Annotated in this window: 11 protein-coding genes; 5 read left to right on the forward strand and 6 right to left on the reverse strand. The window is 64.7% G+C overall.

The features are described 5' to 3' along the window. The first annotated feature begins 95 nt into the window (after positions 1-95). The gene (locus AC1MHZ_RS07310) at positions 96-1,130 is read left to right on the forward strand and encodes an OmpA family protein (RefSeq protein WP_084855106.1); all 1,035 of its coding nucleotides are present in this window, start codon (positions 96-98) and stop codon (positions 1,128-1,130) included. 97 nt (positions 1,131-1,227) lie between these two features. On the opposite strand, the gene AC1MHZ_RS07315 is transcribed toward AC1MHZ_RS07310, so the two are convergent. The 4 genes from AC1MHZ_RS07315 to AC1MHZ_RS07330 form a co-directional block, all read right to left on the reverse strand. Continuing rightward, complete coding sequence (locus tag AC1MHZ_RS07315) at positions 1,228-2,898, reverse strand: bifunctional protein-serine/threonine kinase/phosphatase (RefSeq protein ID WP_482966173.1); 1,671 nt, start codon at positions 2,896-2,898, stop codon at positions 1,228-1,230. 10 nt (positions 2,899-2,908) lie between these two features. After that, positions 2,909-4,120: a nitrate/nitrite transporter gene (locus AC1MHZ_RS07320; protein ID WP_482966174.1), complete on the reverse strand. Its 1,212-nt coding sequence runs from the start codon at positions 4,118-4,120 to the stop codon at positions 2,909-2,911. Positions 4,121-4,328: 208 nt separating this feature from the next. Next, positions 4,329-4,904 (reverse strand): ANTAR domain-containing response regulator, encoded by a 576-nt coding sequence (locus AC1MHZ_RS07325; protein ID WP_084855109.1) that lies wholly within the window; start codon positions 4,902-4,904, stop codon positions 4,329-4,331. Positions 4,905-4,915: 11 nt separating this feature from the next. Beyond that, on the reverse strand, positions 4,916-6,130 hold the full coding sequence (locus AC1MHZ_RS07330; RefSeq protein WP_482966175.1) for a CmpA/NrtA family ABC transporter substrate-binding protein: 1,215 nt from the start codon (positions 6,128-6,130) through the stop codon (positions 4,916-4,918). Between the two features lie 128 nt (positions 6,131-6,258). Here AC1MHZ_RS07330 and AC1MHZ_RS07335 point away from each other — a divergent pair, with 128 nt between their 5' ends. After that, on the forward strand, positions 6,259-7,284 hold the full coding sequence (locus AC1MHZ_RS07335; RefSeq protein WP_482966176.1) for a quinone-dependent dihydroorotate dehydrogenase: 1,026 nt from the start codon (positions 6,259-6,261) through the stop codon (positions 7,282-7,284). Positions 7,285-7,383: 99 nt separating this feature from the next. On the opposite strand, the gene rmf is transcribed toward AC1MHZ_RS07335, so the two are convergent. Beyond that, on the reverse strand, positions 7,384-7,599 hold the full coding sequence (rmf, locus tag AC1MHZ_RS07340) for a ribosome modulation factor (protein ID WP_080642046.1): 216 nt from the start codon (positions 7,597-7,599) through the stop codon (positions 7,384-7,386). Positions 7,600-8,150: 551 nt separating this feature from the next. Here rmf and rlmKL point away from each other — a divergent pair. Both rlmKL and AC1MHZ_RS07350 read left to right on the forward strand, forming a co-directional pair. Continuing rightward, positions 8,151-10,343: a bifunctional 23S rRNA (guanine(2069)-N(7))-methyltransferase RlmK/23S rRNA (guanine(2445)-N(2))-methyltransferase RlmL gene (rlmKL, locus tag AC1MHZ_RS07345; RefSeq protein WP_482966177.1), complete on the forward strand. Its 2,193-nt coding sequence runs from the start codon at positions 8,151-8,153 to the stop codon at positions 10,341-10,343. Positions 10,344-10,437: 94 nt separating this feature from the next. After that, positions 10,438-12,828 (forward strand): sensor domain-containing diguanylate cyclase, encoded by a 2,391-nt coding sequence (locus AC1MHZ_RS07350; RefSeq protein WP_482966178.1) that lies wholly within the window; start codon positions 10,438-10,440, stop codon positions 12,826-12,828. Positions 12,829-13,023: 195 nt separating this feature from the next. Here AC1MHZ_RS07350 and dacB read toward each other — a convergent pair whose 3' ends face one another. Further along, positions 13,024-14,487, reverse strand: coding sequence for a D-alanyl-D-alanine carboxypeptidase/D-alanyl-D-alanine endopeptidase (gene dacB / locus AC1MHZ_RS07355; protein ID WP_482966179.1), 1,464 nt, complete (start codon positions 14,485-14,487; stop codon positions 13,024-13,026). 186 nt (positions 14,488-14,673) lie between these two features. Here dacB and AC1MHZ_RS07360 point away from each other — a divergent pair, with 186 nt between their 5' ends. After that, positions 14,674-15,021: a YggL family protein gene (locus tag AC1MHZ_RS07360; RefSeq protein ID WP_482966180.1), complete on the forward strand. Its 348-nt coding sequence runs from the start codon at positions 14,674-14,676 to the stop codon at positions 15,019-15,021. The last annotated feature ends 6 nt before the right edge of the window (positions 15,022-15,027 follow it).

A 15,027-nucleotide genomic window follows, 5' to 3' on the forward strand; every position in this document is an offset into this window, starting at 1 on the left:
TCTAACCAACCGGCAAGTTCTGCTAGACTTGCCGTCGAGTTGTCCCCCGGATGTTGGTGGGACTGCTTAACTATCACCAGATGGGGATTTAACGGATGAAATTGAAAAACACCTTGGGCTTGGCCATTGGTTCGCTTGTAGCCGCCACTTCGTTTGGCGCTCTGGCACAAGGTCAAGGCGCCGTCGAGACCGAGATCTTCTACAAGAAGGAGTTCTTCGACAGCCAGCGCGACTTCAAGAACGACGGCAACCTGTTCGGTGGCTCGATCGGTTACTTCCTGACCGACGACGTCGAACTGCGTCTGGGCTACGACGAAGTTCACAACGCTCGTGGCGAAGACGGCAAGAACATCAAGGGCTCCAACACCGCCCTGGACGCCGTTTACCACTTCAACAACCCGTACGACGCCATCCGTCCGTACGTTTCGGCTGGTTTCTCGCACCAGAGCCTGGGCCAGACCGGCCGTGGCGGTCGTGACCACTCCACCTTCGCCAACGTTGGCGCTGGTGCCAAGTGGTACATCACCGACATGTTCTACGCCCGTGCCGGCGTCGAAGCTCAGTACAACATCGACCAGGGCGACACCGAGTGGGCCCCGAGCGTCGGTATCGGCATGAACTTCGGCGGTAGCCCGAAGCAAGCTGAAGCTGCTCCGGCTCCTGTTGCCGAAGTCTGCTCCGACAGCGACAACGACGGCGTCTGCGACAACGTCGACAAGTGCCCTGACACCCCGGCCAACGTTACCGTTGACGCCGACGGCTGCCCGGCTGTTGCCGAAGTCGTACGTGTTGAGCTGGACGTCAAGTTCGACTTCGACAAGTCGGTCGTCAAGCCAAACAGCTACGGCGACATCAAGAACCTGGCTGACTTCATGAAGCAGTACCCACAGACCACCACCACCGTTGAAGGTCACACCGACTCCGTTGGTCCGGATGCTTACAACCAGAAGCTGTCCGAGCGTCGTGCCAATGCTGTCAAGGAAGTCCTGACCCAGCAGTACGGTGTTGAATCCAGCCGTATCGACTCGGTTGGCTACGGTGAGACCCGTCCGGTTGCTGACAACGCCACCGAAGAAGGCCGCGCTATCAACCGTCGCGTTGAAGCTCAGGTCGAAGCCCAGGCCAAGTAATTTGGTTTGATGCTTCACGAAAAACCCGGCTTCGGCCGGGTTTTTCTTTTTTTGGCCTGCAGGCTTCGCTCTGTGGGAGCAGCAATGCCGTGACGTCTCATCGCTTGAGCAAAAGCACCAGCAGGAGCAGGTTCAGCAGCAACGACAGTAACGCCACCCCCTGCCAGACCTTCAACGGTTCCCTTTCCAGCAGCGGCCGGGCTCGCTTGGGCGCCTCGTCCCTGTCTCCTCGCTCGAAGGCCAGCAACCATTCCTCGGCCGTCTCGAACCGTCGCGCAGGCTCACGCGCTACTCCTCGCAACAGGTTCCCCTGCACCCAGGCCGGCACATCCGGTCGGTAGCGTGCCGGATCGACCGCCACGCCGAACCGGGGCCGCTGGAACGCCTCGACCTCGCCATACGGGTAACGCCCCGTGAGCAGGAAATACAGGCTCACCCCGACCGCATAGAGGTCCTGCTGCGGGCTGGGCTGGGCGCCTTCGAACGCTTCCGGTGCGATGAACGAAGGGGTACCGGGCAGCGCGTGGGCCGCGTCCTCGGACAAACCCGGGCAATAGGCCAGGCCAAAATCCAGCAGCCGTACCTGGCCATCGCTGCCAAGGTGCAGGTTGTCCGGCTTGATGTCCCGATGCAGCAGGTTGCGCCGGTGCAGTGCGCCGACTGCTTGCAGTAGCTGGCGCGCCACCTCCAGCCAGCGCTGCAGGGGCAGCGGTCCATGCTCGGCAAACAGGCTCGCCAGGGTCTGCCCTGGGTATTCGCGCATCAGGTAGTACAGGTGCTGGCGCTGGCTGGCGCTGTGCACTTCGGGAAAATGCCGCCCGGCGACCCGGCGCAGGAACCATTCTTCCAGCAACAGGCGCTGGGTGGCGCCCGGTTCGGCACGCAGGTCCTCAGGCAGGGTCTTGAGCAGCCAGGCTTGCCCCTGGCTGTCGTGCACCCGATACAGCACCGATTGACGGCTGCGCGACAGCACGGCATCGACCTGCCAGCCATCGATCGACTGGCCTGGGCGTAGCAGCCCGGGCACCGGCCATTGCTGCAGGTGCGCCAAGGTATCGCCTAGGTTGGCCGGGCCCAGCTGGTCCACGCGCACCAGCAGGGCGCTGGCGTTGTCCTGGCTGCCGGCATGGTGGGCCGTGGCGACCAGGGTGTCGGCGGCTGCCTGCAGGTCGGGCTGGTCATGCAGTATCGACTGGATAAGCCGATCGCCGAGGGTCGCCCAGACGCCATCGCTGAGCAGCATGAAGCAATCGCCGACCTGCAGCTCACCCTCGAGGTAGTCCACCAGCAGGTGCTGGTCCAGCCCCAGGGCCCGCTTGAGCACATGCTGCATGCCGGGCTGGTCCCAGACATGGTCTTCGCTTAAACACTTCAGGTGGCCTGCGTGCCAGCGGTAGATGCGGCAGTCGCCCACGTGGGCCAAGGTGAAACGCCGCCCGCGCAATACCAGGGCGCTGAGTGTGGTCAGCAGCGGCTGGCCGTTGCCTTGGGCACGCAGCCAGCGGTTCTGTGCCAGCAACAGGCGGTCGAGGGCCTGGGTCACGCCCCAGGTGGCGGGGGTGGCGTAGTAGTCCAGGGCCAGCGCCTGCAGGGTGGCCTTCGCGGCCAGGCCGCCGTCGGCGCACTGGCTGACGCCATCGGCCAGCGCGCACAGGTAGCCCTTGCTGGCGGCCAGCTCCGCAGCGGGCGTGACCAGGCGCAGGGCATCCTGGTTCTCGGCCCGTGGGCCGGTGGCCGTGGCTTGGGCGAAGCTCAACTGCAGGCTCATGGGTACTTCCTCAGACCCGCGCCGCAGTGACGGCCGCAGAGCCCCAGGTGGTGCGCCAGCGCTGTTTGACACCGTGCAGGCCGAACCAGGCCAAAAGGCCGAGGCTGGCGAACAACCACAGGGCTAGCTGGTAGTCGCCGGTATGTTGCTTGATCGCCCCCAGCCCGGCGGCCAGGAGGAACCCTCCGATGCCCCCGGCCATGCCGATGAGCCCTGTCATCACGCCGATCTCGTGGCGAAAGCGCTGGGGCACCAGTTGGAACACCGCGCCGTTGCCCGCGCCAAGGCCGAGCATGGCGCTGACGAACAGGGCCAAGGCCGCCATGGCGCTGGGCAGGTTGAAGCCGACCGCGGCGATGCAGATGGCGGCCACGCTGTACATGGCCAGCAAGGTGCGGATCCCGCCGAACCGGTCGGCCAGGGCGCCGCCCAGGGGGCGCATCAGGCTCCCGGCGAATACGCAGGCGGCCGTATAGTAGCCGGCGGTCACCGGGCTCAGGCCGTACTGGTCGCTGAAATAGCCGGGCAGGGCACTGGCCAGGCCGATGAAACCGCCGAAGGTTACGCTGTAGAAGAACATGAACCACCAGCTGTCGCGGTCGCCCAGGGCCTTGAGGTAGTCCGCCATGGCCTTGGGCTTGGGCCGTTGCGGTGCATTGCGTGCCAGCAGGGCGAACAAGGCCAGGGTCAGCACCAGGGGCAGCAGGGCGAAGCCGAACACGTTGTTCCAGCCATAGGCCGCCGCCAGGGCCGGGGCCAGCAGGGCGGCGAACACCGTGCCGGAATTGCCCGCGCCGGCGATGCCCATGGCCTTGCCCTGGTGCTGAGGGGGATACCACTGCGAGGCCAGGGGCAGGGAGACAGCGAACGAGGCGCCGGCAACGCCGAGGAATACGCCCAGCAGCAAGGCTTGCCCATAGCTATGGATGCCCAGATGCCAGGCGCTGGCCAAGGCGGCGATCACCACGACCTGGCCGAGCAACCCGGCCGTCTTCGGCGACAAACGATCGACCAGCAGGCCCATGACGAAACGCAGCACGGCCCCGGCCAGGATCGGCGTGGCCACCATCAGGCCCCGTTGCTGTGCGCTGAGCCCGAGGTCGGTGGCGATCTGCACCGCCAAGGGGCCCAGCAGGTACCAGACCATGAAGCTCAGGTCGAAATACAGGAACGCGGCAAACAGGGTGGGCACATGCCCGGATTTCCAGAAGCTCGTATTCATCGAACACCTCGCGTGGCTGCAACGCTGGTCACGCCCTGGCTGTGCAGGGCTGGAACGAAAAAGACGCCGCTGCCCGCTCCACGAGAGGAGGGGAGAGCGACGTCTTTGTCGGGAATCAAGTGAGGTAACCGCCGTTGGCTACCGGTGAGGTTTGCTCAGCAAGAGATGGGCCAACTGTTGGCGAGGGTTGGCTTTGGATTTTCGGTGCCTAGCCCAGCATCTCGTGCATGGCGATGATCTGCTCGGCCACCTGTATCAGCTTCTGCTGGCGGCTCATGGCCTGGCGTCGCATCAGCGTGTAGGCCTGTTCCTCGTTGCAGTCTTTCATCTTCATCAACAACCCCTTGGCTTGTTCGATGCGCTTGCGTTCGGCCAACTGCTGGTCGCGAGCCAATAACTGTGCCTTGAGCGCCTGGTCGCTTTCGAAGCGGGCCATGGCCACGTCGAGGATCGGCTGCAGGCGCGTGGCCTGGATGCCTTCGACGATATAGGCGCTGACCCCGGCCTGGATCGCCTGGCGCATCACGCCCGGGTCGTGCTCGTCGGTGAACAGCACGATCGGGCGAGGGCGGTCGCGGCTGACCAGAACCACCTGTTCCATCACATCCCGGCCCGGTGATTCGGTATCGATCAGAATCACGTCCGGGTGCACGGTTTCGACGCAGGTGGGCAGGTCGATGGTCAGCGCGCCGGCCTCGATCACCTCGAAGCCCGCCTCGATCAGGGCGCCCTTGAGGCGGCCGACTTTCTTTTCGGTATCGTCGATCAGCAGGATACGCAGCATGTTCGTGCTCCTCACAGTCCGGCTCGGGTGCCGAGAGCGTCATCCAGGGCATGCAGGCGGAAGCTGCGGGCATAGCCGTAAGGGTCGCTGCCGTCCCAGCGGCTGCCGTCGATCAGCAGGCTGCTGCGCATGAGGGGATAGGAGCATGGCACGCCGATGGCCTCGGCTGCCTGTCGGTAAAGATCCAGCTGCTGGACTTGGTGGGCGATCTCCCGGTAGTCCGGGTCTTCGCGTAGCAGGCCCCAGCGGCGGAACTGGGTCATGAACCACATGCCGTCGGACAGGTAGGGCATGTTCGCCCGCCCCTGGTCGAACAGGCGCAGGGCGTGAGGGTCGTGCCACTGGTTGCCAAGGCCGTCCTGGTAGTCGCCGAGCAGTCGCGGTTCGATGCTGCCCAGCGGGGCGTCCAGGTAGGCCTTGCCGCTGAGCAGTTGGGCTGTGCTACGACGGTTTTCCTGGCATTGCTCGATGAATCGGCTGGCAGCCAGAACGGCTTTCAACAACGCTCGGGCACTGTTGGGGTATTGCTCTACGAATGAGCGGGTAGCGCCGAGGACTTTTTCCGGGTGGTCCGGCCAGATCGACTGGCTGGTCGCCAAGGTAAAGCCCAAGCCCTTGGCCACCGCATCGGCCGACCAGGGCTCGCCGACGCAAAAGCCGTCGATGCGTCCAGCCTGCAGGTGGGCAGCCATTTGCGCGGGGGGTACCACCACACTGCGCACGTCCTGCAGTGGATGGATACCCTGGCTGGCCAGCCAATAGTACAACCACATGGCGTGGGTGCCGGTTGGGAAGGTCTGGGCGAAGGTCAGGCGTGCGCCATGCTGGTGCACCAGGCGCGACAACGCCTCGGGGCTGGTCACGCCTTTGCGCTGTAGGGCCGGGGAGAGGTTCAGGGCCTGGGCGTTCTGGTTCAGGCCCATGAGCACGGCCATGGCATGGCTGGGGACGCCGCCCAGGCCCAGGTGCACGGCATAGACCAGGCCGTACAGGCAATGGGCGGCGTCCAGTTCGCCACTGACCAGCTTGTCGCGCAGCCCGGCCCAGGAGGCCTGGCGCTTGAGGTTGAGGGTCAGGCCGTGCAGCTGGGCGAAGCCTTGTGTGGCGGCCACTACGACTGGCGCGCAGTCGGTCAAGGCCATGAAGCCGATGTCCAGGGAGGTTTTCTCGGGGGCATCGCTGCCATTGACCCAGGCCAGGGGTGTCGTGGGGAGTGCTGTATTCAAGGGGTTCCTCGCCGATACGGGGCTGTCTGCCTGTACCTTGCGAAGCAACCCATGTGCCAGCGCCCCTGTCGCCCGGGCCGCGCGCTGGCTATAATCGCCCGCTCACTCACCGCGAGTCTTGCCTGCCCATGTATACCCTGGCCCGCCAGCTGCTGTTCAAGCTTTCCCCGGAAACCTCCCACGACCTGTCCCTGGACCTGATCGGCGCCGGTGGCCGCCTCGGTCTGAACGGCCTGCTGTGCAAGCAGCCGGCGGCGTTGCCGGTAACGGTCATGGGCTTGAACTTCGCCAACCCGGTCGGTCTGGCCGCTGGCCTGGACAAGAACGGCGCGGCCATCGACGGTTTCGCCCAGCTGGGTTTCGGCTTCGTCGAGATCGGCACCGTGACCCCGCGCCCTCAGCCGGGCAACCCCAAGCCGCGTCTGTTCCGCCTGCCCGAAGCCACGGCGATCATCAACCGCATGGGGTTCAACAACCTCGGCGTCGATCACCTGCTGGCGCGGGTTCGCGCAGCACGTTATGACGGTGTGCTGGGCATCAACATCGGCAAGAACTTCGACACGCCGGTCGAGCGCGCGGTTGACGACTACCTGATCTGCCTGGAGAAGGTCTACGCCCACGCCAGCTATATCACCGTCAACGTCAGCTCGCCCAACACCCCAGGCCTGCGCACCTTGCAGTTCGGCGATTCGCTCAAGCAATTGCTGCAGGCGCTGGCGGTGCGCCGCGAGCAGTTGGCTACCGAGCACGGCAAGCGCGTGCCCCTGGCCATCAAGATCGCCCCGGACATGACCGACGAGGAAACCGCGCTGGTGGCCTCGGCGCTGATGGAAACCGGCATGGACGCGGTGATCGCCACCAACACCACGCTCGGCCGCGAAGGCGTGCAGGGCCTGCCGTTCGGTGACGAGGCCGGTGGCCTGTCCGGTGCGCCGGTGCTGGAGAAGAGCACCCACACGGTGAAGGTATTGGCCGGTGAACTGGCCGGCAGGTTGCCGATCATCGCCGTAGGCGGGATCACCGAAGGGCGTCACGCAGCGGAAAAGATTGCCGCTGGTGCCAGCCTGGTGCAGGTGTACTCGGGCTTTATCTACAAGGGGCCTGCGCTGATCCGCGAGGCGGTGGATGCCATTGCGGCGATGCCTCGGCAATAAAGGAACGGGCATAAAAAAGGGCCCCTCGAGGGGGCCCCTGGGCCTCAGCCCGCCGCCCGGATAGGGCGCGCATGGTGACTCGAATTCAGTGTCCTCGTCTCAGCCAACGGCGTGATTTTCGTTGAGTCTCTGGATGCCAGCGGTGCCGGTCATGCCATCCCAGTTGTCACCGCGTCCTTCGCGCCAGCCATTGATCCAGGCTTGACGTACGGACGGCAGGTTGAAGGGGCAAAGCTCGCGGGATTTGCCGGTGACCCCATACTGGTAGCCACGTGAATATGCTCTTTCCAACGGATCACGCTTAAGTCTTCTCATAGGGTGTTGCCCTCACTTGTTGACTGTAATGTCCCGTCGGCCTCTCCGAGGCCGGGCAGAATCGTTCTGCCGGTTTGCGCTCGCTGCCGGCGTGGCGAGCGGAAGGTGTTGCCTCGTTGCGAGACAACCTGAGGTCAGTTCTAACCAAAGCGAGTCACAGTGTGAATGATCGATTTGTCATAAGGACGTAACCTTTCCAAGGGTCAAAGGATAAGTAAATAAATGCGACTCAACTTGATTTATCGTTGAGCCCGCTATGATCAGGGTTTAGCGCTGCTGTGCAGTCACCTGGCCAGTGGTGCCGGACGATGACCGTAACAATTTGAAATGCGACGAAGGGTCACATTGGCGGCCCCGTCGCTGGAAATTTTCATACTGCCTGATGATCTAACCCACTTTCGCCATGACGCGATGGGCTCGTCGATCAGGTGGCCCGGCCTTCCCTCAATGGGCAAGGCCACCCGAGCGCCTGCTGGAAGGGCGCCCGGGCAAACTCAGGCGGGGCGATGCGTCGGCCCGTCACTCAACCAGCCCAAGGCTTTGGATTGCTCATGTCGGACCGTTTCGAACTCTATCTCACCTGCCCCAAAGGCCTGGAAGGCCTGCTCGTCGAGGAAGCCCGCAGCCTGGGCCTTGAAGAGGTGCGCGAGCACACCTCGGCGATCCGCGGCTCGGCCGACATGGAAACCGCCTACCGCCTGTGCCTGTGGTCGCGCCTGGCCAACCGCGTGCTGCTGGTGCTCAAGCGCTTTTCCATGAAGAACGCCGACGAGCTCTACGGCGGCGTCCATGGTGTCGACTGGCAGGACCACCTGATGGCCGACGGCACCCTGGCGGTGGAGTTCAGCGGCCACGGCTCAGGTATCGACAACACCCACTTCGGTGCCCTGAAGGTCAAGGACGCCATTGTCGACAAGCTGCGCAACCGTGAAGGCCAGCGCCCCTCGGTGGACAAGATCGACCCGGACGTGCGCGTGCACCTGCGCCTGGAGCGCGGTGAGGCGATCCTGTCCCTGGACCTTTCCGGCCACAGCCTGCACCAGCGCGGCTACCGCCTGCAGCAAGGCGCTGCGCCGCTGAAGGAGAACCTGGCGGCGGCGGTGCTGATCCGTGCCGGGTGGCCGCGTATCGCCGCCGAAGGCGGCGCCCTGGCTGACCCCATGTGCGGCGTGGGCACCTTCCTGGTCGAAGCGGCGATGATCGCTGCCGATATTGCACCTAACCTCAAGCGCGAACGGTGGGGCTTCACGGCCTGGCTCGGCCATGTGCCGGCGCTGTGGCGCAAGGTACATGACGAGGCCCAGGCCCGTGCCCACGCAGGGTTGGCCAAGCCGCCGCTGTGGATTCGCGGCTACGAAGCCGACCCTCGGCTGATCCAGCCGGGGCGCAACAACGTCGAGCGCGCGGGCCTGGGCGACTGGGTGAAGATCTACCAGGGCGAGGTGGGCAGCTTCGAGCCGCGCCCGGACCAGAATCAGAAAGGCCTGGTGATCAGCAACCCACCCTATGGCGAGCGCCTGGGCGACGAGGCGAGCCTGCTCTACCTCTACCAGAACCTTGGCGAGCGCCTGCGCCAGGCTTGCCTGGGTTGGGAGGCGGCGGTGTTCACCGGTGCGCCGGAGCTGGGCAAGCGCATGGGCATTCGCAGCCACAAGCAGTACGCGTTCTGGAACGGCGCGCTGCCCTGCAAGTTGTTGCTGTTCAAGGTGCAGCCCGACCAGTTCGTGACCGGCGAACGCCGCCAGGCCGAGCCTGAAGCGGGCGAGCCGCGCCGCCCTGCGGCGGTTGCCAGCGAGCCGGCACGCCTGTCCGAGGGCGCGCAGATGTTCGCCAACCGCCTGCAGAAGAACCTCAAGCAACTGGGCAAGTGGGCCCGTCGCGAGCAGGTCGGTTGCTACCGGCTGTACGATGCCGACATGCCCGAATATGCCCTGGCCGTGGACCTCTACCAGGACTGGGTGCACGTGCAGGAATATGCCGCACCGCGTTCGGTCGACCCGGACAAGGCCCAGGCGCGCCTGCTCGACGCCCTGGCGGCCATCCCCCAGGCGCTGGGCATCGACCCGCAGCGCGTGGTGCTCAAGCGCCGCGAGCGCCAGAGTGGAACCCGCCAGTACGAGCGCCAGGGTGCCGAAGGACGTTTCCATGAAGTGAACGAAGGTGGCGTCAAGCTGCTGGTCAACCTCACCGACTACCTGGACACCGGCCTGTTCCTGGACCATCGCCCGATGCGTATGCGCATTCAGCGCGAAGCGGCCGGCAAGCGCTTCCTCAACCTGTTCTGCTACACCGCCACGGCCACCGTGCATGCGGCCAAGGGCGGGGCGCGCAGCACCACCAGCGTCGACCTGTCCAAGACCTACCTGGACTGGGCGCGACGCAACCTGGCGCTCAATGGCTTCTCCGACCGTCACCGCCTCGAGCAGGGCGACGTCATGGCATGGCTGGAGGGCAACCGCGACAGCTATGACCTGATCTTCATCGACCCGCCGACCTTCTCCAACTCCAAGCGCATGGAAGGCGTGTTCGACGTACAGCGCGACCATGTGCAACTGCTGGACCTGGCTATGGCCCGGCTGGCGCCAGGGGGGGTGCTGTATTTCTCGAACAACTTCCGCAAGTTCCAGCTCGACGCCGGGCTGGAGGAGCGTTATGCGGTCGAGGAGATCAGCGCGCAGACCCTGGACCCGGATTTCGCCCGTAACAACCGGATCCACAAAGCCTGGCGCATTCAGGCCCGCTGAGCCGACCAGCTACGTTGCGCGCCTAGTGGCCAATAGCTATAACTGAGCGAAGGGCTGGACAATTCGCAGGACGCTGACGTGGTGAGAGCCTTCTATGAAGTGTGGCGTGCGTGCGAAGGTGCTTGGCGTATTTCGCGAAGCCGTGCCTGCGTGGGCGGTGGCGCTGGCGGCCTTGGTCGCCGGCGGGCTGCTCACGGCCGCCTTGGTGATCGCCGCCCAGACATTCTATAAGCAGCAGTTGCGCCAGCGTTTCGACTTGCTGGCCAACGAGCGCTACAGCCGTATCGCCGAACGTTTCGAAGACCAGGAGCAGCGCCTGGACGGGCTGCGGCGCTTCTTCAGCTATTCCACCCAGATCACTCCGTTGGAGTTCGATGGCTATGCCCGGCCATTGTTGTACCGCACCCAGGCCTATTCCTGGGCGCCGCGGGTCGATGCCGGCCAGCGAGGCGACTTCGAGCGCCGGGCCAGGGTGTGGCTGGGCCAGGACTACCAGATTCGCGACCAAGGCGCGCAGGGCGGTTGGCAGCCAGCCGCCGAGCGCGACTACTACTACCCGGTGCTCTATACCCAGGCCGCCTCGCTGCAGGGACAACCCTATGGCCTCGACCTGCGTGGCCAGCCCCTGCGCGAGGCTACGTTGATCCGCGCCCAGTCGCCGGGCGGCATGGCGGTTTCGGCGCCGCTGGACATGATCAATGTCGAGCCGGCCTATGCGCGTGGCGTGCTGATGGTCGCGCCGGTATTCGCCGACGGCGTGGTCGCCGGTCTGCCGACGGGCTATGTGATGGCGCTGCTGAGCATGCGACGTCTGATTGCCGAAGGCCTGCCGCCGTCGGAGGAGGACAACCTGGTGGTGCGCATCACCGATAATTCCGGGGACAAGGGCCCGGAGGTGCTGTTCGACTCACAGAACCCTATCGCCCCGGTGTCCCTGGCCAGCAGCCACCTGCTGCACTTGGCAGACCATCATTACCAGCTCGACATCCGCCCCAGTCTGGCCTTCCTCCAGGCCAACCGCTCCTCCGCTTCGGTGGCCATCGGTTTGCTGGGCGGCTTGTTGAGCCTGCTGCTCAGCACCTTGCTCTACAGCCTGTTCAGCCAGCGCCAGCGCGCTCTGGGCCTGGTGGAGCAACGCACCGCTGAGCTGCGCGTCAGCGAGCAATCCCTGCGCGACACCCATAACCAGCTGCGCAGCGTGCTGGATGCCGCCACCCAGGTGGCGATCATCGCCACCAGCCTCAGGGGCGTGGTCAGCACCTTCAATGCCGGTGCCGAACGCATGCTGGGCTATTCGGCCAGCGAGGCGGTCGGCCGGTTGCGCCTGGAGGACCTGGTTCCGCCCGAGGAGCTGACCCAGCGCGCTCATGCCTTGAGCGTGCGCTACGGACGTGATTTCGGCGGCGGCCAGGCGATGTTCGCCGAGACGGTACAGGAGAGTGGCAGCGAGCCGGGGGAATGGACCCTGGTGCGCAAGGATGGCAGCCACCTGCTGGCGAACATGCTGGTGACGGCCGTGCTTGACGAGCAGGGCCTGTGGGTGGGGTACCTGGCGATCTGTATCGATGTCACCGAGCGGCGACGGGTCCACGAGGCCCTGGCGGCACGTGACCGGCTCCTGGAAAAGCTCAGTGCCGAAGTGCCGGGCGGTATCTACCAGTATCGGCAGGACGCCGACGGGCATTCGTGCTTTTCCTACGCAAGCCAAGGGCTGCGCGACATCTACGAGATCGACCTGCAGGTGCTGCGTAAAGACGCCTCGGCGGTGTACGAGCGCATCCACCCGGACGACCTGGAACGCGTGCGCAGGTCGGTGCGGTATTCTGCCGAGCACCTGGCGCCCTGGCGTGAGGAATACCGGGTCGTGCTGCCCAAGGCGGGCCTGCGTTGGGTCCGCGGGGAGGCGACGCCGGAAGTCGACGATGCCGGCTGCACGGTCTGGCATGGGTACCTGACGGATATTTCCGACCTCAAGCGAGTAGAAGAGGAGCTGCGCGCCCTGTCGGTCACCGATTCGCTGACAGGCATCCACAACCGTCGTTACTTCCAGGAGCGGCTCAAGCATGAGCTCGAGCGGGCCCAGCGTGATGGCCTGGACCTGGCAGTGATCATGCTGGACATCGATCATTTCAAGCGCATCAACGACCAGTATGGGCATGCGGTCGGGGACCATGTGCTGCGCAGCCTGTGCCAGCGGATTGGCAATCGGCTGCGTCGCACGGATGTGTTCTGTCGCCTGGGCGGCGAGGAATTCATGGTGTTGTGCCCGGGCAGCAATGCCGAGCAGGCGCGGTTGCTGGCGCTGGAGTTGTGGCAGGGGGTGCGGACTGTGGCGGTCGAGGGGGTCGGGCGGGTGACGGCGAGTTTCGGGGTGGCGGGATGGCGGGCGGGTGAGGGCGCGGATGCGCTGTTGCTGCGAGCAGATGCCGGGGTTTATGCGGCCAAGCAGGCGGGGCGGGATCGGGTGGAGTCAGAATTGACCTGAAGGATATGGAACAGGTAGCGGGGCTGCTTTGCAGCCCATCGCCGGCAAGCCGGCTCCCACACAAAGACCCGGGGCGCTACTGGTCTTTGTGGGAGCCGGCTTGCCGGCGACAGGGCCGGGATTGCCAGCCAGGTAGCATGCCCCTATCGCCATCGATCATTCAGACCCAGGCGCTGAAGGCCAGGCTCCGGGCCATCAGGGCACGACGCCCACGGTCCCGGCACCCACCTTGGGCTGGCGATAAAGGTCCAGCAACACTTGGTCCAGAACCTGGGACGCTCCCCAAGGCTTGGGGTCGTTCAAGATCGCCGCCACGGCCCAGGTATGCCCATTGCTGTCCCGGCTGAAGCCGGCGATTGCCCGGACCGTATTGAGCGTCCCGGTCTTGATATGGCCCTCGCCACTGAGCGCGGTGCGCTTGAGCCGTTTGCGCATGGTCCCGTCCATGCCCACCAGGGGCATGGAGCTTATGAATTCTGCTGCATAAGGGCTCTTCCAGGCCGCCTGCAACAGCGCCGCCATTTCACGGGTGCTGACCCGTTCGGCACGGGATAGCCCGGAGCCGTTCTCCATGACCAGGTGCGGGGCGGTGATGCCTTTCTTCGCCAGCCACTGGCGCACCACACGCTGGGCGGCACGTGCGTCATCCCCGTCGGCATCGGTGCGGAACTGTGCCCCCAGGCTCAGGAACAGCTGCTGGGCCATGGTGTTGTTGCTGTACTTGTTGATATCGCGGATCACTTCCACCAGGTCCGGCGAGAACGCTCGGGCCAGCAGGCGTGCGCTCTTGGGCACGTTCTCGATCCGGTCGCGGCCCTGGATGCTGCCGCCCAGCTCGTTCCAGATCGCACGTACGGCGCCAGCGGCGTAGGTCGGATGGTCGAGCAGCGACAGGTAGGTCTGGGAGTTGCAGCCATCACCAAGCTGGCCACTGACCACCACACTGACACCGTCGGCCTGGGGCACCGGGTTGTAGCGCACATCACCCGTGCAACGCTTGGACGCCACGGCCTTGACCTGGTTGTCGATACGGATGTTGGCCAATGGCGGCTCGACGGCCACCGTCACTTTGCCGCCGTCGTTACGGGCCACGAAGCGCAGGGCCTTGAGGTTGACCAACAGCGAATCAGGGCGTACCAGGAACGGCTTGTTCATGTCGCCGCCGTCGTCATTGAACTGTGGCAGGTTGGGCTGGACGAAATGGCTGCGGTCCAGCACCAAGTCGCCGGTAATGGTACGCACGCCGTTGGCACGCAGGTCGCGCATCAGCAACCAGAGTTTCTCCATGTTCAGCTTCGGGTCGCCGCCACCTTTGAGATACAGGTTGCCGTTGAGTACACCGTTGCCCAGGGTGCCGTCGGTGTAGAACTCGGTTTTCCACTGGAAGGTCGGGCCGAGCAGCTCCAGCGCCGCGTAGGTGGTGACCAGTTTCATGGTCGAGGCAGGATTGACCGAGACATCAGCGTTGAACACGGTCGGCGTGCCTGGGCCGTCCAGAGGCAGCATTACCAGGGACAGCGCCGAATCCTGCAGCTTGTTGGCCTTCAGCGCCTGCTGCACCTTGGGCGAGAGGGTGGTATTGACCGTGGCGGCCTGGCTGGTCATGGCGAACGGCAGGAACAGGCCGGCGAGAATCAGGGGGCGAAGCGTTTTGATCATGTGCGATTTCAACCCTGCGGACGAGGGAAAATGACAACGGGGCTGTATAGATGATGGCCCCACGACAAAATACTGTGCGCATTATGCCCCAAGCGCACCGACCATGGGTCATGTTCGACGGAAAAGCGCCGCTCTGGCGCGGAAACTGGTAAAGTGCCGCGCGTTAATACTCAAGAGGATTGTTTCATGGCCACCAACCGTTCCCGTCGCCTGCGCAAGAAGCTCTGCGTGGACGAATTCCAGGAGCTGGGTTTCGAACTGAACCTGGAATTCAAGGAAGACCTGTCCGACGAAGCCATCGACGCCTTCCTCGATGCCTTCCTCGCCGAAGCCATGGATGCCAACGGCCTGGATTATGTTGGCGGCGATGATTTCGGCCTGGTCTGCCTGGCCAAGCGTGGCTCGGTCAGCGAAGAGCAGCGCGCTATTGTCGAAGCCTGGCTCAAGGGTCGTAGCGAACTGACCAAGATCGAACTCAGCCCGCTGCTGGACGCCTGGTATCCGGACAAGCCGATCATTACCCCGGCTTCCTGATCCACC

This window comes from Pseudomonas sp. FA-1 (assembly GCF_056856075.1).

What these genes read in the sequence shown, in the direction of transcription:
- AC1MHZ_RS07320 (WP_482966174.1), bottom strand. Translation starts at nt 4,120, where the DNA reads ATGAATACGAGCTTCTGGAAATCCGGGCATGTGCCCACCCTGTTTGCC.
- rlmKL (WP_482966177.1), top strand. Translation starts at nt 8,151, where the DNA reads ATGTCGGACCGTTTCGAACTCTATCTCACCTGCCCCAAAGGCCTGGAA.
- AC1MHZ_RS07335 (WP_482966176.1), top strand. Translation starts at nt 6,259, where the DNA reads ATGTATACCCTGGCCCGCCAGCTGCTGTTCAAGCTTTCCCCGGAAACC.
- AC1MHZ_RS07360 (WP_482966180.1), top strand. Translation starts at nt 14,674, where the DNA reads ATGGCCACCAACCGTTCCCGTCGCCTGCGCAAGAAGCTCTGCGTGGAC.
- AC1MHZ_RS07350 (WP_482966178.1), top strand. Translation starts at nt 10,438, where the DNA reads ATGAAGTGTGGCGTGCGTGCGAAGGTGCTTGGCGTATTTCGCGAAGCC.
- AC1MHZ_RS07325 (WP_084855109.1), bottom strand. Translation starts at nt 4,904, where the DNA reads ATGCTGCGTATCCTGCTGATCGACGATACCGAAAAGAAAGTCGGCCGC.
- AC1MHZ_RS07310 (WP_084855106.1), top strand. Translation starts at nt 96, where the DNA reads ATGAAATTGAAAAACACCTTGGGCTTGGCCATTGGTTCGCTTGTAGCC.
- dacB (WP_482966179.1), bottom strand. Translation starts at nt 14,487, where the DNA reads ATGATCAAAACGCTTCGCCCCCTGATTCTCGCCGGCCTGTTCCTGCCG.
- AC1MHZ_RS07315 (WP_482966173.1), bottom strand. Translation starts at nt 2,898, where the DNA reads ATGAGCCTGCAGTTGAGCTTCGCCCAAGCCACGGCCACCGGCCCACGG.
- rmf (WP_080642046.1), bottom strand. Translation starts at nt 7,599, where the DNA reads ATGAGAAGACTTAAGCGTGATCCGTTGGAAAGAGCATATTCACGTGGC.